Here is a 24,386-nt window from a genome sequence, read left to right as displayed (position 1 = left end):
ACCATTCCATAATCATAAGGTTTTAGACTTTGGTGATGGAGTGCTCTTATGCCAGCCCCGATCTTTCTTCAAGTGAATGATATTCGAATTCCCGCAACATTAAACGACACGGTCGCTGCCCAAGATTTTAAATCGCGCCTGCCTTTTACCGTTTCAGGGCATCGCTCAACCTACGATTATTGCTGCACTGCGAGCAGTGGTCGTTATGATGAAAGTGAAATGCAAGCGGGCTGGAAAAATGGAGATATCAGCTTAGCGGGCGGTTGGTTTGCTGTTTTATTTGAAGGAGAAGAGGTGTCGCAAAGCTATGAGCAAATGATGATTATCGCTCATATCGATAGTGCAGACTTACCTGCCATCAAAGCCCTTGAACAGCAAGTCACCTTTGTTGTCGATTTCGCATAGCCCCCAATCACTTAGAGTGACACTGACTGACATGAAAAAACTCTCTATCCATCCTATCTTTGTGCGTTGCTTTAGCCTAAGCCTGTTGCTTTTAGTCGGTTGCAGTAGCACAGGTCAAGCCAATAGCTCAGTAGAATTCCATAATCAGGAGATTGATTACCAGCCAGGATTTACCACCTTTGTAAGTGGTTTTTGGAATATGCTAACGTCTGACACGCCTGACTTAACACCGGATTCACCACTGCCGATGACGGCGATGACCAAACAGCAATTACTCAATGAAGATGCTGATGTGATTTATCGGCTAGGTCACTCGACGATGCTCATCAAGCTTGGCAATCAATGGATTTTAACCGATCCGATGTTTAGTGAACGCGCTTCGCCCGTGCAATGGATGGGGCCGAAACGCTTTCATCCAACCCCAATCACCATCGATCAGCTTCCGAGCATTGATATCGTCGTGATAAGCCATAACCACTTTGATCACCTTGATGAGGCATCGATTGTCAAACTGACTCCCAAGGTCAAACACTTCTTGGTACCGAAACAAATAGCGCCATTACTAGAAGAATGGGGAGTGCCAGCGGCTAAGATTCAGGCTCTTAACTGGTGGGAAACAACACAAGTTGGTGCGACTAAATTCGTCTTTACGCCAGCCCAGCATTACTCAGGACGTGGGCTGGGTGATAGAAATGAGACTCTATGGGGAGGCTGGTTAATGCTTTCTGCGACCCGTAAAGTCTACTATAGCGGCGATACTGGCTACTACGATGTATTCAAAAAAATTGGGGAGCAATATGGGCCCATCGATGTCGCTCTCCTTGAGGATGGGCAGTACAACCATGGCTGGGCGGATATTCACATGTTTCCAGAGCAAGTCGTTCAAGCCAGCCTTGATTTGAAAAGCCAAGTCATGCTTCCCGTTCACAACAGCACATTTCAACTGGCCGACCATCCTTGGTATGAACCATTAGAGAAAGTGGTTGAGATTGGTCAGAAGAAGGGGGTTGAAGTTGTCACTCCAGAATTTGGCGAACGGTACCAAATTGGTGAACCGTGGGCAGAAGAGAAATGGTGGTCACAATGAAACGAATCTTGTGTTTGGGACTACTGCTTGTCAGCACAGTATGTGTGGCCTCCACGAAACAAGAAATTGAGACCATGCTGGATACACTTCGCCACTCTGATTGCCAATTTGAACGGAGTGGCACTTGGTACAGCGGTAAGCGAGCCGCTGAGCATTTAAAAGACAAATGGGATTACGCCAAAGACGAGGTCGATAGCAGTGAAACCTTTATTAAAGAGGTCGCAAGTGGCAGTTGGTTATTGGGCAATCAATACCATGTGAAGTGCCAAGATACGACCACGACAAGTGAGCAATGGTTAACCGAGCAACTTCAAATCATCCGTAGCAAAAGCTAAAAAAGGGAAGCATTAAGCTTCCCTCTTCTTATTTATCGGCTTTCATTTCAAGTAAGCTTTGAGTGATGGCTTCGCCGTTGTAGAGAATCGACATCGCCCCACCGTAGCTCCATACCGCAGACATTGCATTCACATGCCCATTTCTCACGAATGGCATCGCTTTCCATAAGATGGAAGAATTCAATTTCTTCTCCTGTGCAAAAGGCAAAATATACATAACGTATCCGTCTTTGATATTTTGCAGCTCGGTGATGCGTTGCTGACTGATTCCCCACTTAGCCGCAGGTAGAGGTAATGGACTCTCCAGACCTAACTGAGACATCGCATACATGGTGGTAGAGTTTTCGGTAAACAGAAAAGCGGAGGTCTCATTAGCAAATCGTAATGGCAAGACTTTGGGTAACGGCTCACCAAATGCATCAACCAACTGCTGATGCATTTGTGCAAAACGCTGAGTCATATTATCCAATTTTTTCTTCGCGACCTCTTCTTTATCAAACACTTGTGCAAGCTGTTTAAATTGCTTTATCGCCTCTTCGGCTTGCTGATCGCTCTGCTCAAAGTTTTGGTAATACAATACCGGAGCAATGCGTTCAAGTTGCGGAAGCAAATCTTTTTGCGTCACTGCTGTAATAATCACATCCGGCTTTAACTCAGCAATTTTCTCAAGATTGGGCTCAGCGCGAGTGCCAATATCTTCCACACCTTTTGGTACCGAAGGTTGTACAACCCAAGTGTTGTAACCTTCTATATTTGGGGCTGCGATGGGGGTGACACCAAGTTCTAATACTTGCTCAACCAAATCCCAATTGAGCACCACTGCTCGCTGTGGCACACCATCCAATTGATGCTCACCACGGCTGTCATGAACGGTGATCGGAGCAGCCATTAACGTGCCAGCAAATGCCACACTGACAAGGGCAAGTGCGCGAAGACATAACGACATAAAAGTTCATCCTTAAAAAATTAATGCAGTATGGGAGTCTCCCGCTCTGCCAAAAAACGCGTGTTTCTATTACATCAACAGCGCGATACTCAACGTCTTATTGATGAAAGCCCCGTATCAAGAACCGCCATAAGCATGCATTGACATCGTGAGCCATCGAAACTAACCATCTGATAAATTAAATAAAAAAAGGGCGCATCGCAAGGATACGCCCATGTTTATTGTTCTACCACATGTAGTTAATGGTGGCTGTCGCGCTCATCTCTTCACCGTAGTAACAGTAATAATCACACGCTGAAACGTATTCTTTATCCGTTAAGTTATTGATATTGAGTTGAGCTCGCCATTTTTGGTTAATGTCATAACGTGCCATGGCATCAAACAAAGTCACACTTGGTACATGCAGTGTGTCATTGCCTGCTGAGTTGTGGCCTGTCGTTGTTCCCATATAGCGTGACCCCGCACCGACGACAAAGCCCGTCAAACCGAGATGACTCAAGTCATACTCTAACCACGCAGAAGCCATATGACGTGGGATCATTGGAGTGCGTGTCGGATCTGCGTCTGCTGTCATGTCGGTTTTTGCATCGGTATAGGTATAGTTTGCCGTGAGCATCAAATCATCGGTCGCCTGGATTTTGGTCTCGACTTCAATACCTTGTGATGTCAACTCACCACTTTGCGTTGTATACGCACCGCCGGTCGTCACCAGGCCGTTTTTCTGAGTAATATCAAACCATGCTAAGTTCACGTAACCGTTCACAAACTCCGGTTCATATTTTACCCCCACTTCAGTCTGTTTACCTTTCAATGGTTTGTAAGCTTCACCGTTTTCATCGACAGAAGTTAAAACCTCGAAAGACTCGTCATAGCTGATGTAGGGTGATAACCCATTTTGCGCAACGTACATCAAACCACCAGAGAAAGAGAACTCATCATTGTGTATATCTTGGCTTGCTGACACGGTGTCATTTTCCAAACGAACAATATCGTAACGTCCACCGAACTTGGCTACCCATTGCTCGTCTAAAGTCACTTGATGCTGAGCGTAGAAACCTGCCAAGGTTTTCTTAATATCGACCTTGGTCGCGCGGTCATCAATCGGAGTGTAATTACCGTAGACTGGATTCAGCGCATCGATTCCACCAGTCGTACCACCATAAGCAATCCCCCAATCATCCGCTTCTTTGCTGTCATTTTTAAAGCCTTGTAATTCAATGCCAAATAGCGTGACATTCTCTGTACCAGCGGTGTCCCACTTGGCGATAAGGTTATTATCGCTGCTTAATGAGTGGGTTTTCCCGTCACGGAAAATGATTCCGCGGCTGACATCTGTGGAAGTTTCACTGCCAAAGGCATACGTACTGCGCAGCAACAGGTCTGTGTAGGCATAACGGGTGTTTTGCTTAAAGGTCCAAGTATCATTAATGTGATGCTCAAGCTCATAGGCTAATGAAAACTGAGTGTTTTCATTTTTGTCGTAGTCTGGCTCACCTAGGTTCGTACTTGGGTCAATCTTGCCATTTGGCGTATCAATGAGCGTACCGTAAGCGGGCTTGAATGGGTTGGTCGGCGTGCCGTCATCCTGCTTGTAGGAAGCAAGCAATGTCAGTGTGGTGTCTTGCGAAAAATCGATAGTCAAACTTGGAGCAAGATAAATTCTTTGGTTATCAGTATGATCGAGAGTGCCATCTCGCTCCCCAATCAAGCCAACAAACCGAAAGCGCATATCGCCGTCTTCATTGACATAACGATTAATGTCAATGCCCAACTCGCGCTGCTGCCGGTTACCCAACTTCAATTGCGCTTCACCAAATTCGATATCATCCGGACGCTTAGAAACCGCATTAACCACCCCGCCTGGAGGCGCTTCACCATATAAAATGGCCGCTGGCCCTTTGAGTACTTCAACACTTTGCAAACCATATGGCTCCAACGTCCAGACGTAATACCCTGTTTCGTATAAACGGTTATTATCTAGATACATTGCTGCATCAAAACTTCGAATTTTAAACCAGTCCGTATCGTTATCAGAGCCGTAAGGCTGAGTCACTACCCCCGGCTGATAACGCAAGGCTTCATCAAGTTTACTTGGCTGTTTGACTTTCAATGCTTCTTGGTCAATTAAAGAGACCGCGCGCGGTGTCTCCTTTAAAGGCGTTTCCACTTTTAACGCTGACGCAGTGACCACCACGGTCTCCTGCGGCTCATCAGCGGCAACAGCATTATGAGTAGTGAATAAAGCAACAGGTATAAAGCTAAGTCGCAAGGCTTGACGTATCAATACGCCAAGACGTGAAGTGTTAAAAAAGGGAACGAACGTGGTTTGACCCTGCATAGTCATGAACTCCTCGAAATAGAATTGGTAATTATTATTATTTCTAATTGTATCGAGGTTGATTTTACCGTACAAAATATTAAATCATAGATAAAAAAGCGAGAAACCATCGTTCTTTTAACCTAGATCATGCTGCGAAATATCAGGTATACACCCCATAAATATCTAACTTAAAGATAATGGGACCGATGTATATCTTATCGTTGTGTTGTCGAGACAAGACTCCCCAAACGAACGTTGGGGAGCTAAAAGACCAATAGCGGCGTTATTTCGCTTGCCATTGCTTTGACGTCACTAACCGATCCATAACTTGATTCACTGCTTGATGGGTTTTATCAACGATGGTGTCAATATCATTGCGAGTCGCTACCAGCGGAGGAGCAAAACCAAGAATATCCCCATGTGGCATGGCTCTCGCTATTAACCCTTGCTCCAAACACGCCGCTGAAATTTGAGCGCCGACTTTAAGGTTTGGATCAAACAGAGAACGCTGGTTTTTATCGGATGAGAACTCCAACGCATGCAGCATACCAACACCTCGAGTATCCCCGACCAATGGATGGTCAGCAAACGTGTCTGCCATACGCTGTTGAAGGTAAGCCCCGGTTTGCGCCGCGTTTTCTATCAGCCCCTCACGTTCAATAATATCGAGGTTGCAGTTCGCTGCCGCTGCGCCAAGTGGATGACCAGAATAGGTATAACCATGGCCGATGGCTCCCCATTCATCCGTGCCCTGCTCTAGCACTGACCATACTTTATTACCAACAATCACACCGGAAAGCGGCTGATACGCCGAAGTTAACCCTTTCGCGATGGTAATAAGATCAGGCTGCATATCGTAATGGATGGATCCAAATGGCGAGCCTAGACGACCAAAACCACACACCACTTCATCGGCAATCAATAGCACATCGTATTTATCGAGCACTTTGCGTATTGCCTGCCAATACCCTTGTGGTGGCGGTACAATTCCCCCAGTTCCAAGCACTGGTTCAGCAATCATCGCAGCAACGGTGTCTGGCCCTTCCTCAAGAATCATTGCCTCCAATTGATCCGCGCAGTACTGAGAAAACTCGAGTTCACTCATCGAGGCGTCTTCACGGCGATAATAATACGGTGCGACCGTGTGCTTCATGCGGTCAAGGGGAAGATCAAAATGAGCGTGGAACAGAGGCAACCCAGTCATTGAACCTGATGCGATACTTGAGCCATGATAACCACGATCTCGAGAGATAATTTTCTTTTTCTCAGGTAAACCGCGAACATTGTTGTAATACCATACCAGTTTCAACTGAGTTTCATTGGCATCACTTCCCGACATACCATAGTAAACCTTGCTCATTCCCTCTGGCGCCATATTAATAATGCGATCAGACAGCGTGACCAGAGCTTCGTTGGTATGGCCCACATACGTGTGATAATACGCTAACTGCTTGGCTTGCTGGTAAATTGCATCGGCCATCTCAGTGCGTCCGTAGCCAATATTGACGCAGTAAAGCCCGGCAAAACCATCAACAAGTTCAATGCCTTCTGAGTCAGTAATACGAAGGCCGCTACCGCCAGAAATGATGCGTCCTGGTAGCTCACCATGGGCATATTGTTTGAGGTGCGTAGAAGCATGAAATACACGCTGGCGATCCATTTCAAGTAAACGTTGTGTTTTATTGTCCATCTTAACTCTCCTTATTTATTCGCTCTCAATCTGTAAATTAGCTGCCACTGACCGTGGGTAGCGCGCCTAAGCAGTAGTATTTCAACTCACTGAATTCATCTAACCCATGACGACTGCCTTCTCGGCCCACACCGGACTGTTTGACGCCACCAAATGGAATCGAATGTCCGGTCATTTTGACCGAATTAACACTGACCATACCGAACTCTAGCGCTCGTAAGCAGTGCCATATTTGGTGAATATCATGACCATAGACATACGCTGCTAAGCCATACTCGGTGTCATTACACATGGCGAGCATGGTGTCGAGGTCTTGATAGGGAAGCACGCCCGCTACCGGGCAAAAGTTTTCTTCGCGATACACGTCCATGTCGGGTGTAACATCAGCCAGTAATGTGGGGGGAAAAAAGTTGCTGCGCCATGGCTGACGGTAATCCGTGGATTGAATTTGATCGCAGGTGATCAATCTCGCGCCTTTGTTTAACGCATCTACGACTAAATTCTGCGCTTTTTGCGCGGCTTTGCGATTAATCAGCGGACCGAGGTCTACGCCCTGCTCAAAGCCGTTCCCAACCACGAGTTGACGCATCTTTTCGGCAAAGCGTTCAATAAACGGCTCATACATCGATTGAGGAACAAAGATTCGATTTGCGGCGAGACAATCTTGCCCTGAGGTTTGAAATTTAGCCTCTAAAGCAGATTGCACAGCCGCATCTACATCCATATCTTCAAGAATAATGAACGGGGCATTTCCGCCTAATTCCATGCTGCATTTTTTGACCGTTTGTGCGGCGTCTTGCAGTAGCAATTTGCCCACTCGTGTCGATCCGGTAAACGATAGCGCCTTTACCTTAGTGGAATGGCATAACGTTTTAGACACCATTTCCGGCTCCCCAGTTATGACGTTAAACACTCCCGGAGGAAACCCTGCGCGATCAGCCAATTCAGCGAGTGCCAATGCGGAAAAGGGGGTCTCGCCAGCAGGTTTAATCAATACCGGACACCCTATCGCGAGCGCCGCCGCGGCTTTTCTCGTGATCATTGCACAAGGAAAATTCCACGGTGTAATTAGTGCCGCAACACCGATGGGTTCACGAATGGTTGCGAGTTGCGCATTGGCAATGTGGCTAGGAATCGTTTCACCATAACTGCGCCGAGCTTCTTCAGCGAACCAGCGAATAAAGGAGGCGCCATAATCGATCTCTCCCATGGCTTCAGCTAAGGTTTTACCTTGTTCCATTACCATAAGCCGGGCGAGATCGGTTTTGGCTTCGATGATCAAGTCGTGCCAAACCATAAGGATGTGGGCTCGCTCATCGGCTTGCCATTGACGCCAAGTTACAAAGGCTTTATCCGCCGCATCAATCGCCTGATAGATCTGTTGTTGAGAAAGTAAGGTCATATAACCAATCACCCGCTCATCGGCTGGATTATCGACGGCAAGAAATTGCTCGCCGCTGCTCCACTTACCATTGACATAAGCTAGGTTTCGTACCAGACGAACGTCATCCATCATCGCCATCATGTCATGAGATGCTTTGAACTGATGGGCGTGCATACTTAAATGTGCGGTCATTGGGCTATCCTCGCTGCGTTGTCCGTACTTCAACTCTACGCAACAAATCACACCAATAATTTCTTAACCAAGCTCGTTTATCGGCTATTTTTTTTGTTTGTCAGCCGCAAACGACACATTTTTTCTGCTCTAATTTTCGAGTCAATATTTCGAAAAATACCGATGACAAAAAAGAGCGGTGAAACATCACCGCTCTTTTTAAACCACCTTTGATACTATTTTGCCCATTGCTGTTCAGGTGGCGAGATGGCTAACTCACCAACATCCCGCTTGATGGTCTTGGTGACGATATAGGTAAAATAACGCTCAATCCCCAAGCCTGATTCCAACCAGTTATCAATCAACCGCTGATATTGGTCAATATCTTGTGATTGGACTTTTAAAATGTAGTCAACACCGCCCCCTGTTGCGTAGCACTCTGACACCTCCGGGGTATGCATCATCACCTGTTCAAAGCGACGAAACGTCTGAGCGTTATGCTCTTTAAGGGAAATTTCGACCATCACTGACGTACGTTTAAATAACGCATCCGTATTGAGCTTGGCACCATACCCTTCAATAATCCCTGCTTGTTCGAGCTTTTTCACCCGCTCCCAACATGGGCTTACCGATAAATTGATGGCTTCCGCCAAATGGGATTTTGTGATCCGTCCGTTTTGATGAAGGATCTGCAAGATTTTTACATCATAGCGGTCTAATCGCATTAGAAACTCCCTATGTATTCTCAATCCACGAACCAACCTTCGCCGGTTACCACCTTATGCTAATGGTCCGCAATCCTTAGCGATCACAGCAATCGTATCCCCCATATTCACCATTGATGGGAAACGCCTTGCTGCCAATATACCGCTTTGCTTGGCTCGATAATCAATACTGGCCTCGCCGCTTCTCAGTGGAGAATAGAGACTGACAATCACCTCTCCCACTTCCACTTTGGCGCCGAGTTCAACATGATATTCAGCAATCCCGACATGCTCACTTTGCAAGTAACACTGGCTATCTTGCATATCAAGCAGCCGAGTCGGCTCCGCAGGGTATTGATACTCTCCGGCCAAATTACCCGCAAAACGTAAAAAATTGCGAATGCCGCGCTCAGCATAAGCCATCGTCTGCGGCGTCGTTGTTCCTCCACCCCGAAGTTCAGTGGTCACAAAAACCTTACCTTGTTCTTCAACCACCGTATCGTAAAGCGCACTGGCATCCAATTCATGCATCAACATGGTATAGGGGGCACCAAACAATTTGGCTCCCCGTAAACAAGATGTCGCTAATAGTGGATCCTCTAAACGATGAGCGGCAGCAAAAGGCACGATGTCTAAGGTTTTTCCTCCAGAGTGTAAGTCCAACGCAAAGTCACACATCGGAACCAGATAACGAGTAAAGTAATCCGCGATTTTTTCGGTAAGAAGCCCGGTAGGATCACCCGGGAAACTGCGATTGAGATTCCCTCCATCAATCGGTGAGGTTCGGGTCCCCGCTTGTACTGCAGGATGATTCATCATCGGTACAATGATCACTCGGCCGCTAATTGCCTCCGCACTAAGCTCATGGCTTAGCTTTAATAAAGCCGTAATTCCCTCATATTCATCACCGTGATTACCCCCTGTTAATAATGATGTAGGTCCTTCGCCATTTTTTATCACCGTGATAGGAATCATAACGCTCCCCCATGCCGATCCATCATGTGAATGAGGTAAAGTGAGAAAGCCATGTTGAACACCATCAAGCTCAAAGTTGACAGTCGCCGATATAGAACTTGGCTGCATTATTACTCCTAAAGCTTCACAAACAGGTGACGCGGAAAATCGCACAATGTTTTGGCACCTTGGGCAGTGATAACGATACTTTCCGTGGTTTCTAGCCCCCAGTCTTCAAACCATAAACCGGGCATAAAATGAAATGTCATGCCCTCTTTTAGAATGGTGTTATCCGTATCACGCAAACTCATCGTGCGTTCTCCCCAATCAGGAGGATAACTCAACCCGATTGGATAACCGCAGCGCGCCCCTTGACGAGAGATCCCTGCTTGCTCCAGCTCATGATGTAAAGCACGAGCAATATCAGCACAAGTATTTCCCGGTTTAGCCACCGCGAGCCCGGCTTCAAGCCCACGACTTAATGCCTCGTCAGCACGCTTAAATTTATCGTCCGGTTCACCGAGAAAAATGGTGCGTGATAGTGGACAATGATATCGGCGATGGGCGCCCGCTATTTCAAAGAACGTTCCTTCACCACGTTTAAACGGACGGTCATCCCACGTTAAATGTGGCGCTGAGGCGTCCGTGCCGGAAGGCAATAGCGGCACGATGGCCGTATAATCACCAAAATGGTCGTCACACCCGAGCACAGCATGACGGTTGATTTCAGCCACCAAATGGTGTTTCGGTAAGCCTGGTTCAATCATCTCGTAGGCGACACGATGCATGTTTTCGACAATACGTGCCGCACGGTACATATAGATAAGCTCTTGCTCAGATTTTACAGCGCGACACCAATTCACGAGCCCCGTCGCATCAAGCAATTGCGCGTTAGGAAGATGAGTCAATAACGATTCATAGGCCGTCGCACTAAAATAATAATTATCCTTCTCCACACCAATTCGCCCGCGATCCCACATCCTTGGGGCCAGTACGGCTTCTAATAGAAAATCCATCGGATGCAATGGTGGATTCATTACGTAATGATCAGGATAAAAAGTAATATTTTCGGGCGACATATAAGCGGTGCGATACGCACCATTGGCATCTTGAACACGGCCAAACCATACCGGCTCTCCGCTCATTCCTATCACCACACATTGCGGAACATAGAACGACCAACCATCATAGCCAGTTAACCAAGACATATTTGAAGGGTCATGAATAATCAGCACATCAAGCTCTTTCTCTTCCATTGAAAAACGAACTTTCTGCAAGCGCTCTTGATATTCATCTGGGGTAAAGTGCATAGCAACGTCTCTCATGAGTTTCTCCTTCTTCACATTACGGCGCCATACGACGCTCGAAGACGTTGAGGTATTCCTACCTAAAAGCAAACCACTTGGTTTACCGACCTCCATTCTCGAACGAGGGGAACAATAAGTCTGCTGCTAATGAATGGTCATAACATTAAGTGTTAGCTGAATCAGACATTCATGACAATCAGTACAATACCGTTCACTTTATGTGCTCTATCACACATTTATTGTATTAATTTTAGCCAAGACCTAATTTCAAGTTACAGTTGGGACATAAAATGAAGCAACAAAAACATTGTGTCATGACAATTTCTTTGAACCCGATCATTTCTTCAGGACAAGCCAAATACCTTTCGATTGGCCAATATTTGGTGGAGTGCGTGCGCAGCGGTGACTTGGCGCCCGGTACCCGCCTACCTACTCATCGTGAGTTTGCTGAGCAAATTGGTGTTAGTGTTCAAACCGTTAGCCATGCCTACGCCTATGCAGAAAAGAAGGGAGCACTGGAATCGTGGGTCGGCAATGGCACGTTTGTCAAAGCGGGATTTGTCGATGATAATACCGACATTGAATTCATGCTGGCTCATGAAATGAAAGAAACGCCAGATGAAATTGACATGTCCATTGCTCATCCAGTGATCACTGAAAGACATATGACGCTGTTCAATCAGGCACTCTCCAACATCGCGTCTCAGGCAGATAATCATCACCTACTCGCTAAAGCGCGGCCGATTATGGGTCAACCTGTACATCAAGAATCCGGACAACAGTACCTAAAAACACAAGGGCTGGACGTAGAACCCGATTTATTAATTTTAACCAATGGCGCCTGCCACGGACTAATGCTCGCTCTGAGTACCACAGTGGAACATGGCGATGTCGTTGCATGTGGAGAGCGTGTCGATCACGGGTTAATCTCACGCTCTCGTATGCTGGGGTTTAAGCTGCTGCCTTTAGAAATGGATGAACGTGGGATTACTCCTCAAGCGTTTGAATGGGCTTGCCAAACTCGCAATATCAAAGTGCTGTGTTGTACCCCAAGTATGGCCAATCCGTGCAGCTCTCATATGGATCGAGAGCGACGTCAAGCCATTGCCGATATTGCTCTGCGCTATAATATTCTTGTCATTGAAGATGATGTCTATGGCGCGCTCGAACCCCAGCGAGAGCCGCCTATTGCTTCGCTAATTCCTCAGCAGACCTTCTACGTTACCAGCTTAACAAAAGTGGTGGCACCTGGGCTACGTACCGGCTACTTGGCAGTTCCACGCCATTATTTGCAACATGCATTGGGAAGACTTGCTGCCAGCAGTTGGGCAGCCACTCCGCTGGCTTTTGAAATCGCCGATCTGTGGATTCGAAATGGCACCTTGGAACGGTTTATTGATTTTCAGCGTGATGAATTTGCTAAACGTCAACGGTTAGCCGCGAGCATCCTTAAAGACTATCACTACCAAGCGCACCCTCAAGGTCAGCATCTATGGTTATCGCTGCCCGAGCAATGGCAAAGTGACGATCTTGTGGTCGCAGCCAAACGCTCAGGTGTACAGATCACCAGCTATAAACCGTTCGTAACCAATGTCAATCAAGCCCTGCCGTTTGTCCGTGTGAGCTTAGGCGCCGAAACCAATCGCGGTTACATCAAACATGGTCTCTCTGTTATCGCCGAAATTCTTACTACCAATCCACCAACATCGTCATTTTTGGTGTGAACAAAGCCCCTGATTGATAAGACAAAAACGTTCCCCATAAAAAAACCAGCCAATGGCTGGTTTTTTTATGTTTCAACATCACTTTATTTAGAAATCATAGCTCGCTGAAATGACCACCGTACGCGGCGCACCTTGGACTAAATAGTTACTCCCCGGATAACCACCAGCCGATGCCCAATAACTCTTATCAGTTAGGTTGTTAACTCGAGCACGCAAGTTTAATTCGTGTCCACTCAGTTGCATCGCATAGCGAGCACCTAAATCAAAGCGTGTCCATGAACCAATTTCTATACTGTTATCAGAGCTTGCATATTGAGAACCGGTATAAACGGTGCGACCTTCAAGCGTTAAACCTTGAACAAAAGGCGTTGCCCATTCGAGGTTAAGGTTGGCCTGAACTTCTGGCACACCAATGGCGTTTTTACCTACTTCAGCGCTGTTGGCGCTATTGACTATTTCAGAATCAATCAGAGTTAAGCCACCAATGACTTTTACGCTCTCAACAGGTTGGCCAAAGGCCGTCAGTTCTAGACCACGATGGCGCTGTTCACCGTTATCAGTGTAGTCACCGTGGCTATTTTCCATGTATGTTGGTTTACTAATTTCAAACACAGACAGCGTAGTGCCATAGTCACCAGTATCGTATTTTATCCCTGCCTCGTACTGTTGAGATTTTCCTGGATCAAGTACGTCACCGACATTATTAGATGTCGCTGGCGCGATCTCGCCCGGTAATAACGCTTCTGAATAATTAGCATAAAGCGAAACATCAAAGTTTGGCTGATAAACAATACCCAATGATGGCGTTAACCCCGTTGCTCCGTAATATCCTCCATCATTTAACTCCGCCGTTCCATAAGCAAAGCTCTTGGTTTCAATACGCTGTAAGCGTGCGCCAAGCATCACTTTAACTTGATCATCAAGCATAGAAAGTTGATCTGCAAGTGCTAAGCTCCCATAAGTTGTACGTTCAGTTTCCTTAGGATCATCCATATCCCCACCAAAAATAGTGGCCGTAAACTTATCTTGCTGCTGATATTGATTTAAGGAGCCAACGGAAGAATTCCCAGACATCACATACGCGTTTTTAGAACGAGATTGATAAAGCGACCCTGAGAAAACCACAGTATGCGCGACGCTGCCCGTTTCAAATTGATGGCGAATACCACTGTCTGCGGAAAAAACGGTATCCTCACGAATATTATCAAAGAGGTAGGCTGTCAAATTACCATCAGAATCTGCGGTTGGATTTGCTAACAAATTATGCTCTTTCCCTTTCCGTGCGCCACCAGCAAGCCAGATACTGGTAGAATCATTAAGATCATATTCACCACGGACTGCACCAAACAGTTGTTTGTCATCTGTGTATGTCCAATCTTGAGCATAATTACTGCTTGCATCAGGAGCTGAAGGAATTTCAGTTCCGGGAGTCACGGAAGGACGTGGAGAGTCAATATGGTGATCTTGATAGCCCACATCGGCTGACAAGCGGAAATTTTCGCCTTGATGATCAAACCCGACCGTCAATACGCCAAGTTGAGTATCTTGATCATCAACACCATCTTCACCATCACGCGCTACCAAGTTGATACGAAGACCATTTTCTTGGTTATCACCAAATCGACGAGCAAAGTCCATCGCACCATAGGCTTGACCGCCAGTTTGCGTCCCCACCGTTACGCGAGTTAATGGTTCACTCCCTGCACGCTTAGGAACCAAGTTGATTGCGCCGCCGATACCGCCGCCAGCCGTACCACCTGGCGAAGCTCCGTTCAGAAAAGAATTCGCACCGCGCAAGACTTCAACACGCTCCAGCATTTCTGCCGCGACATATTGGCGCGGTAAAATGCCGTATACCCCGTTGAGCGTCATATCATCAGAGAAGACGGGAAAACCACGCATCATATACAGTTCTTGGAAGTTACCAAAACCCGTCGCGACGCGGACCGTAGGATCATTTTGCAATACATCACCAATACTTGCGGCTTGCTGGTTTTCGATCAGCTCTTGCGTGTAATTGGTCGAAGAAAATGGGGTATCCATGATGTCTTGAGCCCCAAACATTCCGGCACGCCCGGTACGAGCAACTTGACCACCTTGATACGCATCACCTAAATCAACTTGTGAACCGATAACGGTGACGACTTCCGTTGCCTCATCTTGAGAAACATTTGTTGCGTCATCGGCGAAAGATAGTGTGGAGTGCGCATACGAAAGCGCGGCGATCACACTAAGCCCCACCCGAGAAAGGTGATACGGTGCCATAAAAAACCTCTGCTTAAAAATAATGAAATCAATAATATTGTTATAAAATCAATACTATTGCTAATGATAATAATTTTCAATATCAAACAAGAGGAATAACGGCGGCAAAATGCCGCCTATTATTGATGGTTATGCAGAAAAGGAGAGTCGGGCTTTTACACGGTTAAAAATGAGTAAGCCCAAAAAGTAGATCGCACCGATGATCGCGACTAGGGTGCCTGCTGCAACTTGATTTGGATACAACAAGACCTGCCCGAGCCAATCCGCCCACAGCATCGTTGTGCCGCCAATCAAGCTACCAAAAAGCAGTTGTTGCCGTGTTTGCTGAGCGCCCAACATTCTTGCTAAATGCGGAGCAATTAAGCCCACGAACGCGACAGGCCCCATAGTGGCCGTCACGACGGCACACAGCATGGCAACCAATGCCAATAGCAACATCGACATTAATGAAGTATTTAAGCCTCGAGCTTTGGCAAACTCACGACTGATGGAAAGCAGAGTCAAACCACGAGATGCCGAGAGGCTCAATATCAACATCACTAAAACCAAACCGCTAAGAAGTAGAGCCTGAGTATCGGTAACACGGTATGTTGAACCCGCTAACCACTGCAATATCGTGTAACTGTCTTGGCTGCCTTTCGATAAGCAGAACTGAACAAAGGCTTGCAGCAAAGCACTCATTGCAATCCCAGTTAGAATCACACTCGATGGTGCAAACTGGTGGCGTTTCCCCAAAAAGATCAACACCAACAACACCGCCATACTGCCAATAAACGCAACGCTCCACTGCGCCGAAAGTAGCGATTGCTCCCAAAAAATGGTGGCAAAAACCAGCGCAAACGTTGCCCCGGAGGAAACCCCTAAAATGTCAGGGCTTGCCAGTGGGTTGTAGATCAAACGCTGAAGAATCGTTCCGGCAAGCGCTAACCCTCCCCCTGTACACAATGCGGTGAGCGCACGAGGCCAACGTAGCATCCATTGATAATCGCTTGGCATAGCCAAATGCCACGTTTGTTCATCGACTTGGAATAGAAAATAGACCGCGATACCAATCATCAACATGCCAATAACGCTCAGGGCTAACCCAGAACTTAGTGATGAACGAGACCCCGGCAAGGCAACCGCCATCCCATCTTGAGCCTTTAATTGGCGACGGCTGAACCAAATAAGCGCGGGCGCACCAACCGCGGCGGCGGTCACTCCGCTAGGTACGACTTGTCCGGCCCATAAACTCATAAGCTGAGCAATGACATCGGTCATCAGAAGCAATAATGCCCCAAACAGTAGACTTGCAAACAGCTCCATTCTTGGCGTTCTCGCCCCAAGAACACGCACTATATTCGGCGTTAGGAGGCCGATGAAACCAATAATACCGACGGCAGTGATGGCGGCAGAGACTAACCAAATCCCGATCACCATCAAAACAAAAAACGCAGGAATAACGGAGAGGCCACGAGCTTCAGCGCCTTGCTGACCCAATCTGAGCAACGTCAGAATTCTTGGCGCCACTAGCAACAAAATAATCACAGGACTGAGGCGAGGAACAAGCCACTCGAGCATCTCCCATCCGTTTTGTGCCAAATCTCCCGCGCCCCACATAAATACATTTTGTGCATAATCTTGGTGAAGTAAAATAACCGCGCCCGCAATCGCACCGAGTAAAATATTAATCACCATTCCCGAAATCACCATTGGCAATCCGGTCATGTTATCCAAACCTGTGATTAACAGAATCATACTAAACGCGAGAAGTGCGCCTGCCATCGCAGCAAAAGCACTGTAATCATTGACCGCATCCGGCCACCAAATACTGAGAATCACCAATGCCAACCACGCGCCTGATGACGTCCCCATCGTCAATGGGGACGTTAGCGTATTTTGAGTCAATTGTTGCATTAAACTGCCAACAACACCGAGCATAGCACCAACGACAAGCGTTATGACGGCACGTGGTAACTGTGCATAAGCAAACATAAAGTCATCAAAAGACTCGGCACTTGATGGATTAACAATCAGTTGCCATTGCTGCTCTACGGCGAGAGTCTGGTTCAACTGTAGACTGAGTGCGACACCGACAACCAGTAACCCAAAGACACTAAACAGAGTTTTCCAACCCATTACTTTTCTGTTCTCTCCTGTCATTGTTGTGTCCAAGGGTTTGCACGTTTGGGTAGTAACTTTATGCACATACAATCGCGACCTTTTTATCTTGAGCTGCTTCAAGAGGCTGAGGGTGAGAAATCAACTTGATCGGAGTTTGATAGAGGTCAGAGAGTTTCTGCTCATCCATCTGCTGGTCAGCAGGGCCAGAAAATGCCACTTTACCTTGCTTTAACGCCACAATATGAGTCGCATAGCGTAGTGATAAGTTAAGATCATGAAGAATAACAATAATCCCGCAGCCTTGCTGTCGGTTTAATTCCGCTAACAATGCCATTAATTGATATTGGTGCTGAATATCCAGCGCTGAGGTCGGTTCATCGAGAATGAGAACCGGAGACTCCTGTGCTAATAGCATCGCGACCCATGCGCGCTGACGTTCCCCTCCGGAGAGTTCATCCACCAGCGTATCAGCAAAAGAAATCACACCGGTTTTTTCCATTGCGGCGTCAATAATAGACGCATCTTCTTTGCGCCAGCGTCCTAATGCACCACGCCAAGGGAAACGCCCTAAACGGACTAATTCGCGTACTGTAAGCCCTGCACTTGCTGGCAACTTCTGAGGCAAAAAAGCCACTTGCTTGGCCAAGTCTTTAGCCCCGTAGTGACTGATATCCTTAGTATCGAGCTCAATTTTACCGCTATCTGGTGCTTGCTGACCGGAAAGTAAACTCATTAATGTCGATTTCCCAGAGCCATTGTGGCCGAGCACCACGGTCAGTTGATCGGTTGGAATAGTAAGTTCATCGATCTCAAGAATCGTTCGTTGGCTACGAACCATTTTGACACCCGATACCTTGAACATAAGCGGCCCCTCAGTCTCCACTGCAACTAGTTGAGAACTATTTTAATTATCATTTATTAATAAGAGGGCTATTTTACTGATAATCAGAGTGATGAAAAGAGTAGCAAAACCAATTCTTTGTTGAGTAAAAGAAATTCGTCGTCAGTTTGTCCGAAATCAAACTTAGCGTACACACCGCTTTTTACGCAGGTGCACTCAAAAAAACACCGAGAATAGAATACCAACCCACTCCCACGTCGAGCATTGATGCGGTCAATTATTAATCAAACCTCTATAAAGCATAAAAGATATAAAAAAATAAAAATTGAGGTGACATTTCCCCAAGCAAGAAATACATATAAACATTTGAATAATATAAAAATTTCAACAAACATAAGAAAGGATGTTCTAATTTTTCGAATGAGAGGAGCGAGTTTTTGCTATAGTCAAAAGTGTGAGCCACATCTAATATTGACCTCAGGTAAACGAAACACATCGATTTCATTTACTCGTCAATTTAACGAATGAGGTAAATATTATGTTTAAACTAGCTACTGTAATTTTCACTGCTGCTGTATCAACTACTTTTGCTGCTGGCGCACTTGCATCTGATCTTGATATTCAACAAGACGCTACCGCAACCGACTCAATGGCAACATTCACAGTAACAAAAGATGGTGAACCTCTTGCTAACTATCCAGTACAAGTAGAATGTTTTGTAACTTCATCAGCAACAACAGCAGAAGATGGAACTATTCGTGTAACACCTAATGTTTACGGTACTAAGCAAGTTACTCTAAGTGTTGATGACAACCAAGGTCAAAAAGTTACCGAAACTGCATTTATTTCAGTTCCTCGTAACTAATAAATAAGTACAGTTAGGAAACAAATTTCAATGGAACTGATTGGCATTACACAAAAGCATAATTAAGCGGCTGGTTCATGATGAACTGGCCGTTTTCTTTTTCTCCCCTCTTCACAACTTACCTTTGTTTGATTTACTGACTCAGCTTTGAGAATAGGCGCAATGATTTATTAGCGTACCTCGGTAAATTCTATATTTATCAAAGGGTGACGCGCCATTTATCGCAATATGGTTTTCGTTATTATTGACCTACGTCTAACAAGGTTTTAGAGCATCACCTCTATATTTTGCGCACTTTAAGCAAACCCGAATTTGCGTGCATGTGTGCTTTTTCTCTATGGCATCAGGCTTAGGTAAAAAACTGTGTTAATCAAAAAAATTAATCCTCAAAATAATTTTATCTACCTGACTCTAGCCTTGATTGCATTGCTAGTGAGTAGCTCAATCCTCCCTTTACTTGAAAATCGACTGATTGATTCTCTATTTATGGGGTTTGTCACCCTAACTCTGGGAGTCTGTCTGTTTAGCCTTCGTTTTGACCCGCAGTGGTTTCGGTTTTTATTACTACTACTGGTTTTGTGGCTCGCTCTTAACGTTGCTCACTTAGTCTTTTCAACGTTACCACTTGAGCCATGGATGCTCGCCCTAAATTTTGTGTTTTTCTTATCGACGTTTAAATCGATTGCGAAACAGATCCTCTTCACTGACCAAGTCACCGCAAATCAAATCGTTGGCTCAGTCGCGCTGTTTCTTCTTCTGGGATTAGTATGGGCCTTTGCTTATCTAATCATTTTGCAGTTTATCCCTGAGGCATTTGCCGGTATTAAATCTCAATCATGGGTCAATAACTTTTCTCACATTGCCTATTTTAGTTTCGTCACCTTGACCACTTTAGGCTATGGCGATATCAGCCCAATAACGCCGTTATCACAAGTTTTAACGTATCTCGAAGCGATCGCGGGCCTGTTTTACATGGCCATTGTCGTCTCCAGTTTAGTGAGTGCTCACATTGCTCATAAAGGTAATCAAAATGCATAAACAATTCGAACAACGTCAGAATAAAATTTTCGTCAATAATATGGTGGAGTCTGCGATACGCATCGGTCTTCTGATCATCTTGTTGGTCTTTACTTACGACATCATTAAGCCTTTTATTATTCCTGTTCTGTGGGGAGCGATCATTGCTGTTGCACTGCTTCCAGTGACCAACCGGCTCGAAGTGTTACTGAAAGGACGGCGTGGACTCGCCGCAACGTTGGTCTCGATTGCCGGTATTTTAATTTTGATGTCGCCATTTTTAACTGTCTCTGGCTCAATTTATGATGGAATAACGCACATAACCCACAGTTTGCAACAAGGGAGCATTGAACTTCCCAGGCCAACAGAAAAAGTCGCTAATATCCCGTTGATCGGCGGTAAGCTCTATGAAATTTGGGCGTTATTTGCCACCAATTTAGAAAAGGCAATTAGTAACTTCCTGCCTGAAATTAAAGCATTAGCCACCACTCTCGCCTCTATACTTGGCGGAGCCTTTACCAGTTTGGTGGTGTTTATTATTGCGTTAGCCATTTCAGGACTGTTCATGGCGAACTCCGAGAAAATCACCGCCACCTTACAAACGGTCGCAGTCCGCACTGCCGGTGAACAAGCCACAGAATGGACAGAAATGATCGCAGCAACCATTCGCAGTGTATTGGTTGGGGTGATCGGCGTTGCGTTTATTCAATCGATGATCATTGGGGCCTCATTCTTTGTATTTGGTATTCCTGGTGCAGGGTTATTAACCCTGTTAGTTTTGGTGTTGTGTATTGCCCAACTCCCTGCGTTACTGGTTGTGGCGCCAGTCATGTTTTATGTCTACTCCACCAGCGATACCACAACCACCACACTATTTGTCATTTGGGCTTTGGTTGGCGGATTATCTGATAATGTATTAAAACCAATGCTAATGGGGCGCGGAGTCGATATTCCGATGCCGATTATTCTCATTGGGGCGATTGGAGGCATGTTGTTTGCGGGGATTATCGGGTTATTCTTAGGCGCGGTCATTCTCTCTATCTGGTATGAATTATTTGTTCTGTGGCTAAAAAGATCGCCAGAGGCGAAAGCCTCCATCGCAGAAATCGTCGACCAAGAATAATCCTCTAACGGGCTGACTTGCGATTAAGCAAGTCAGCTTCTTGCCAACATAAAACGCCAACGATTCTACTTGTCCATTTTATACTGACGCCACATTTGCGTTATAAAAGGGATAAATATGCTGATTTTTCAACCAATTTTCAGCGTTAACGTTCAACCGTCTAACATTTAACCAACTGAATAAAACCTCAAACCAAGCACATACCTACTCTAAATTCGAAAATATAAGCCATTTCTAATTTATATCTCTAGTTATTGGCTCTATCAAAGTGTTTTGCGCCATCAATCACGCTTAATGACAGAAATAGATAAAACGTTTAACAAATGAATTACAAAAAGGGTAATATTCCGCTGGAATAACAAACACAACATACAAAAAAACAGGGAAATACTTATGCAGTCACTCGTTGATTTTCTTAACGGAATCATCTGGAGCCCTGCTCTCATCTATTTATGTTTGGGAGCCGGACTCTTCTATTCCGTCATGACACGTTTTGTGCAAATTCGGCACTTTTTTGAAATGTGGCGTCTTCTTCTATCCGGAAAAAGCTCAACCAAAGGCATCTCCTCTTTTCAAGCGTTAGCCGTTTCGCTTTCTGGTCGAGTTGGTACCGGTAATATTGCTGGCGTTGCCGCCGCAATTGGATTTGGTGGCCCTGGGGCTATCTTTTGGATGTGGATGGTCGCGTTTTTTGGGGCCGCAACTTCATACATTGAATCGACACTGGCACAGATATACAAAGAAGAAGATAAAGGCGAGTTTCGCGGTGGTCCAGCCTACTACATCGAAAAAGCCATGGGTCAGAAATGGTATGCATGGATTTTTGCCATCGCGACCATCTTCGCATGTGGCGTCCTGCTTCCTGGCGTTCAATCAAATAGTATCGGTAATGCGGTTGAAGCGGCCTTTGGTACTGGTGCGATGATCGAGACTGCAATTGGAACCTTTAGCTTTGCTAAGATCTTCACAGGAACCGTCATCTCGATCATTCTGGCATTTATTATCTTTGGTGGTGTAAAGCGTATCGCAAACTTCACTCAAGTTGTGGTGCCATTTATGGCGCTTGCCTACATCATTACCGCGTTTATCATTATTTTGCTCAATATCGGCGAATTGCCTCGCATTTTCTCTATGATCATAGATGATGCCTTCACACCGATGGCGGGCTTCGGTGCAGCCATTGGTTGGGGAGTAAAACGTGGTGTGTATTCAAATGAAGCAGGTCAAGGGACTGGTCCTCACGCAGCCGCAGCCGCTAATGTCGACCACCCAGCACAGCAAGGTTTAGTGCAGTCATTCTCCATCTATATTGATACGCTGCTTGTGTGTTCAGCTACCGCCTTTATGATTTTGATTACAGGCTCTTATAACGTACATGGCGACGATGGTTTCATCGTTCAAAACTTAGCTGCGAATATCGGAGCCAATGGCCCAGTATTCACTCAGATGGCGATTGAAAGTGCCCTACCCGGTGTCGGCAAACTGTTTATTGCCGTTGCGTTGTTCTTCTTCTCCTTTACAACAGTACTGGCGTATTACTACATCGCAGAAACCAATATCGCATACATTCGCCGCAGCGTGAAAGTCAGCGGTTTAATGTTCTTACTTAAACTGGTGATCATCGCCTCGGTCTTTTATGGAACGATTAAAACCGCAAATCTCGCATGGGCGATGGGTGATGTCGGCGTAGGCTTGATGGCATGGCTCAATATCGTTGGCATCTTAATTCTGTTCTTTATGGCCAAGCCTGCAATTAAAGCGCTGAAAGATTACGAAGAGCAACAAAAAGCGGGCGTTGAAGAATATACCTTTAACCCTGTGAAGCTTGGTATCAAAGGGGCCAAATATTGGGAAGAAAAATACTTACGTCGAACTGGCAAAGCACCAGAACAAGAAGCGCCGACCGCTTCTACTGATGGTGAACGAGTGCCTTACTAATCGTAGCAAGCATTTCGTCTTTTGATAAAAGGGTTAGCCAAATGGCTAACCCTTTTTTAGTTTCAAACATTTATTTATCGTCACCAGGATAGATTTGCTTCCAGTCTTTTTTCATATCCGCGATTAACCAGCCGCCAGCCTTGGCTTCATCCAGTCCTTTGTCTAATTTCCCAACCGAAGAGTGTCGGTCATACTGCCACTCCCGTTTCGCATCAGTGTGGTGAACAAACATAGCCAATCGAGGCCCTTTACCTGCCATCGTCCATTGCAACATCGCTAAATCACCATCAGAGTTACCAAACGCAGCAACAGGCCTACGCCCAATCGCTTGATAAATTTCCACTGGCTTCATGGCTTTATCATTGTTTATCACTAACTCAGGCAAACGCGTGATTTGGGGTTTACCATCAATAATCTGGTATTCTGCCGCCATTCTCGACCCAATCACTTGCTCGGGAGGAATGTTATAGGTTGATGAAACCCAAGCTCGCATAAATGCATTGCCTCCACCAGAAACAATGAAAGTTTTAAATCCATGGCTACGGAAATAATTCATCAGCTCAAGCATTGGTTTAAACACCATCGAGGTATAAGGCTTACCCGTTGTTGGATGTTTCGCGGTGCTAATCCACTCTTTAACGATTTTATCAAACTCATCACTCGACATGCCTGAATGCGTGGCTTCAACGATAGTCAGAATATCTTGTGTGGAAAGCTTATCGGTTTCCCCGTTTAGTACGTAAGAGAAAGGGGTTTTTTTTGGCCACTCGGGATGATCCTTGGCCAACTGAGCGACACGATCTAGGGCAAAAAGCAATTGGAAATAAAGCGGCTTTTCAGACCACAAGGTTCCATCGTTATCAAACGTCGCAACACGTTCATCAAGTGGGACATACTGCTCCGAGTATTCATCCGTCGCCTTATCCATAAACTCAATAATGGCAGACTTAGTTGGGCCGTCATTCCAAGAAGGCAACGGATCGCTCTCTTTCGCCATCGCAGTTTGGCACAAAGCCAAACTTAACATCGCGATAAAAATGGCGCGCGCGGATGTCACGAATATTTTCATTTTGGCAATTCCTGTTTGAGGTCATGTAAATAGGATCGGAGCCAGTTTAGGACACCAGCCAATATGAAAAATAAGAGCCAAGTTAATAACGTATTATCTTAGATGAAACCGAAGAAATATCTTAAAATTAATACGTTT

Annotated in this window: 19 protein-coding genes; 8 read left to right on the top strand and 11 right to left on the bottom strand. The window is 45.8% G+C overall.

Annotated features, from left to right (window positions below):
* Positions 1 to 48 precede the first annotated feature (48 nt).
* The 3 genes from M1D72_RS10165 to M1D72_RS10155 are packed head-to-tail and all read left to right on the top strand — an operon-like array spanning position 49 to position 1,827.
* Positions 49 to 405: a cyclophilin-like fold protein gene (locus M1D72_RS10165; protein WP_456296807.1), complete on the top strand. Its 357-nt coding sequence runs from the start codon at positions 49 to 51 to the stop codon at positions 403 to 405.
* A 31-nt stretch (positions 406 to 436) separates the two neighbouring features.
* Complete coding sequence (locus M1D72_RS10160) at positions 437 to 1,492, top strand: MBL fold metallo-hydrolase (RefSeq protein WP_456296806.1); 1,056 nt, start codon at positions 437 to 439, stop codon at positions 1,490 to 1,492.
* Entirely contained in the window at positions 1,489 to 1,827 is a 339-nt protein-coding gene (locus tag M1D72_RS10155; protein ID WP_390191297.1) for a DUF5329 family protein, read from the top strand. Before M1D72_RS10160 ends, M1D72_RS10155 begins: the two co-directional genes overlap by 4 nt.
* Before the next feature lie 28 nt (positions 1,828 to 1,855).
* Here the strand turns inward: M1D72_RS10155 and M1D72_RS10150 are convergent, their stop codons facing one another.
* The 7 genes from M1D72_RS10150 to doeA all read right to left on the bottom strand — a co-directional run bounded on the left by M1D72_RS10150 (position 1,856) and on the right by doeA (position 11,321).
* A complete protein-coding gene (locus tag M1D72_RS10150; protein ID WP_456296805.1) occupies positions 1,856 to 2,773 on the bottom strand; it encodes an iron-siderophore ABC transporter substrate-binding protein in 918 nt (305 codons plus the stop codon).
* A 226-nt stretch (positions 2,774 to 2,999) separates the two neighbouring features.
* Positions 3,000 to 5,111, bottom strand: a complete 2,112-nt coding sequence (locus tag M1D72_RS10145; protein WP_456296804.1) for a TonB-dependent siderophore receptor — start codon at positions 5,109 to 5,111, stop codon at positions 3,000 to 3,002.
* A 265-nt stretch (positions 5,112 to 5,376) separates the two neighbouring features.
* On the bottom strand, positions 5,377 to 6,783 hold the full coding sequence (locus M1D72_RS10140) for an aminotransferase (protein ID WP_456296803.1): 1,407 nt from the start codon (positions 6,781 to 6,783) through the stop codon (positions 5,377 to 5,379).
* 37 nt (positions 6,784 to 6,820) lie between these two features.
* Positions 6,821 to 8,359, bottom strand: coding sequence for an NAD-dependent succinate-semialdehyde dehydrogenase (locus M1D72_RS10135; protein ID WP_456296802.1), 1,539 nt, complete (start codon positions 8,357 to 8,359; stop codon positions 6,821 to 6,823).
* A gap of 215 nt (positions 8,360 to 8,574) precedes the next feature.
* Entirely contained in the window at positions 8,575 to 9,063 is a 489-nt protein-coding gene (locus M1D72_RS10130; RefSeq protein WP_456296801.1) for an Lrp/AsnC family transcriptional regulator, read from the bottom strand.
* Between the two features lie 54 nt (positions 9,064 to 9,117).
* Positions 9,118 to 10,125, bottom strand: a complete 1,008-nt coding sequence (doeB, locus tag M1D72_RS10125) for a N(2)-acetyl-L-2,4-diaminobutanoate deacetylase DoeB (protein WP_456296800.1) — start codon at positions 10,123 to 10,125, stop codon at positions 9,118 to 9,120.
* 8 nt (positions 10,126 to 10,133) lie between these two features.
* On the bottom strand, positions 10,134 to 11,321 hold the full coding sequence (gene doeA / locus M1D72_RS10120; RefSeq protein WP_390191313.1) for an ectoine hydrolase DoeA: 1,188 nt from the start codon (positions 11,319 to 11,321) through the stop codon (positions 10,134 to 10,136).
* A 272-nt stretch (positions 11,322 to 11,593) separates the two neighbouring features.
* Between doeA and ehuR the strand changes: the two genes are divergently transcribed.
* Positions 11,594 to 13,027, top strand: coding sequence for a MocR-like ectoine utilization transcription factor EhuR (ehuR, locus tag M1D72_RS10115; protein WP_456296799.1), 1,434 nt, complete (start codon positions 11,594 to 11,596; stop codon positions 13,025 to 13,027).
* An 87-nt stretch (positions 13,028 to 13,114) separates the two neighbouring features.
* On the opposite strand, the gene M1D72_RS10110 is transcribed toward ehuR, so the two are convergent.
* The 3 genes from M1D72_RS10110 to M1D72_RS10100 form a co-directional block, all read right to left on the bottom strand.
* Positions 13,115 to 15,292: a TonB-dependent receptor gene (locus tag M1D72_RS10110; RefSeq protein ID WP_456296798.1), complete on the bottom strand. Its 2,178-nt coding sequence runs from the start codon at positions 15,290 to 15,292 to the stop codon at positions 13,115 to 13,117.
* Positions 15,293 to 15,421: 129 nt separating this feature from the next.
* Positions 15,422 to 17,410: a Fe(3+)-hydroxamate ABC transporter permease FhuB gene (gene fhuB / locus M1D72_RS10105; RefSeq protein ID WP_456297379.1), complete on the bottom strand. Its 1,989-nt coding sequence runs from the start codon at positions 17,408 to 17,410 to the stop codon at positions 15,422 to 15,424.
* Positions 17,411 to 17,471: 61 nt separating this feature from the next.
* Complete coding sequence (locus M1D72_RS10100) at positions 17,472 to 18,257, bottom strand: ABC transporter ATP-binding protein (RefSeq protein WP_456296797.1); 786 nt, start codon at positions 18,255 to 18,257, stop codon at positions 17,472 to 17,474.
* A gap of 517 nt (positions 18,258 to 18,774) precedes the next feature.
* On the opposite strand from M1D72_RS10100, the gene M1D72_RS10095 reads away from it, so the two are divergent.
* The 4 genes from M1D72_RS10095 (at position 18,775) to M1D72_RS10080 (ending at position 23,179) form a co-directional block, all read left to right on the top strand.
* Entirely contained in the window at positions 18,775 to 19,101 is a 327-nt protein-coding gene (locus M1D72_RS10095) for a hypothetical protein (RefSeq protein WP_456296796.1), read from the top strand.
* A 363-nt stretch (positions 19,102 to 19,464) separates the two neighbouring features.
* Complete coding sequence (locus tag M1D72_RS10090; protein WP_456296795.1) at positions 19,465 to 20,139, top strand: potassium channel family protein; 675 nt, start codon at positions 19,465 to 19,467, stop codon at positions 20,137 to 20,139.
* On the top strand, positions 20,132 to 21,241 hold the full coding sequence (locus M1D72_RS10085; protein ID WP_390191322.1) for an AI-2E family transporter: 1,110 nt from the start codon (positions 20,132 to 20,134) through the stop codon (positions 21,239 to 21,241). The genes M1D72_RS10090 and M1D72_RS10085 overlap by 8 nt, the downstream gene beginning before the upstream one ends.
* A gap of 393 nt (positions 21,242 to 21,634) precedes the next feature.
* Positions 21,635 to 23,179 (top strand): alanine/glycine:cation symporter family protein, encoded by a 1,545-nt coding sequence (locus M1D72_RS10080; protein WP_456296794.1) that lies wholly within the window; start codon positions 21,635 to 21,637, stop codon positions 23,177 to 23,179.
* Positions 23,180 to 23,249: 70 nt separating this feature from the next.
* On the opposite strand, the gene M1D72_RS10075 is transcribed toward M1D72_RS10080, so the two are convergent.
* The gene (locus M1D72_RS10075) at positions 23,250 to 24,248 is read right to left on the bottom strand and encodes an HAD family hydrolase (RefSeq protein WP_456296793.1); all 999 of its coding nucleotides are present in this window, start codon (positions 24,246 to 24,248) and stop codon (positions 23,250 to 23,252) included.
* Positions 24,249 to 24,386 lie beyond the last annotated feature (138 nt).

This window comes from Vibrio sp. AK197 (assembly GCF_053903115.1).
The sequence above is the reverse complement of the archived record's forward strand: the minus strand, read 5'-3'. Positions and strand labels throughout refer to the sequence as shown.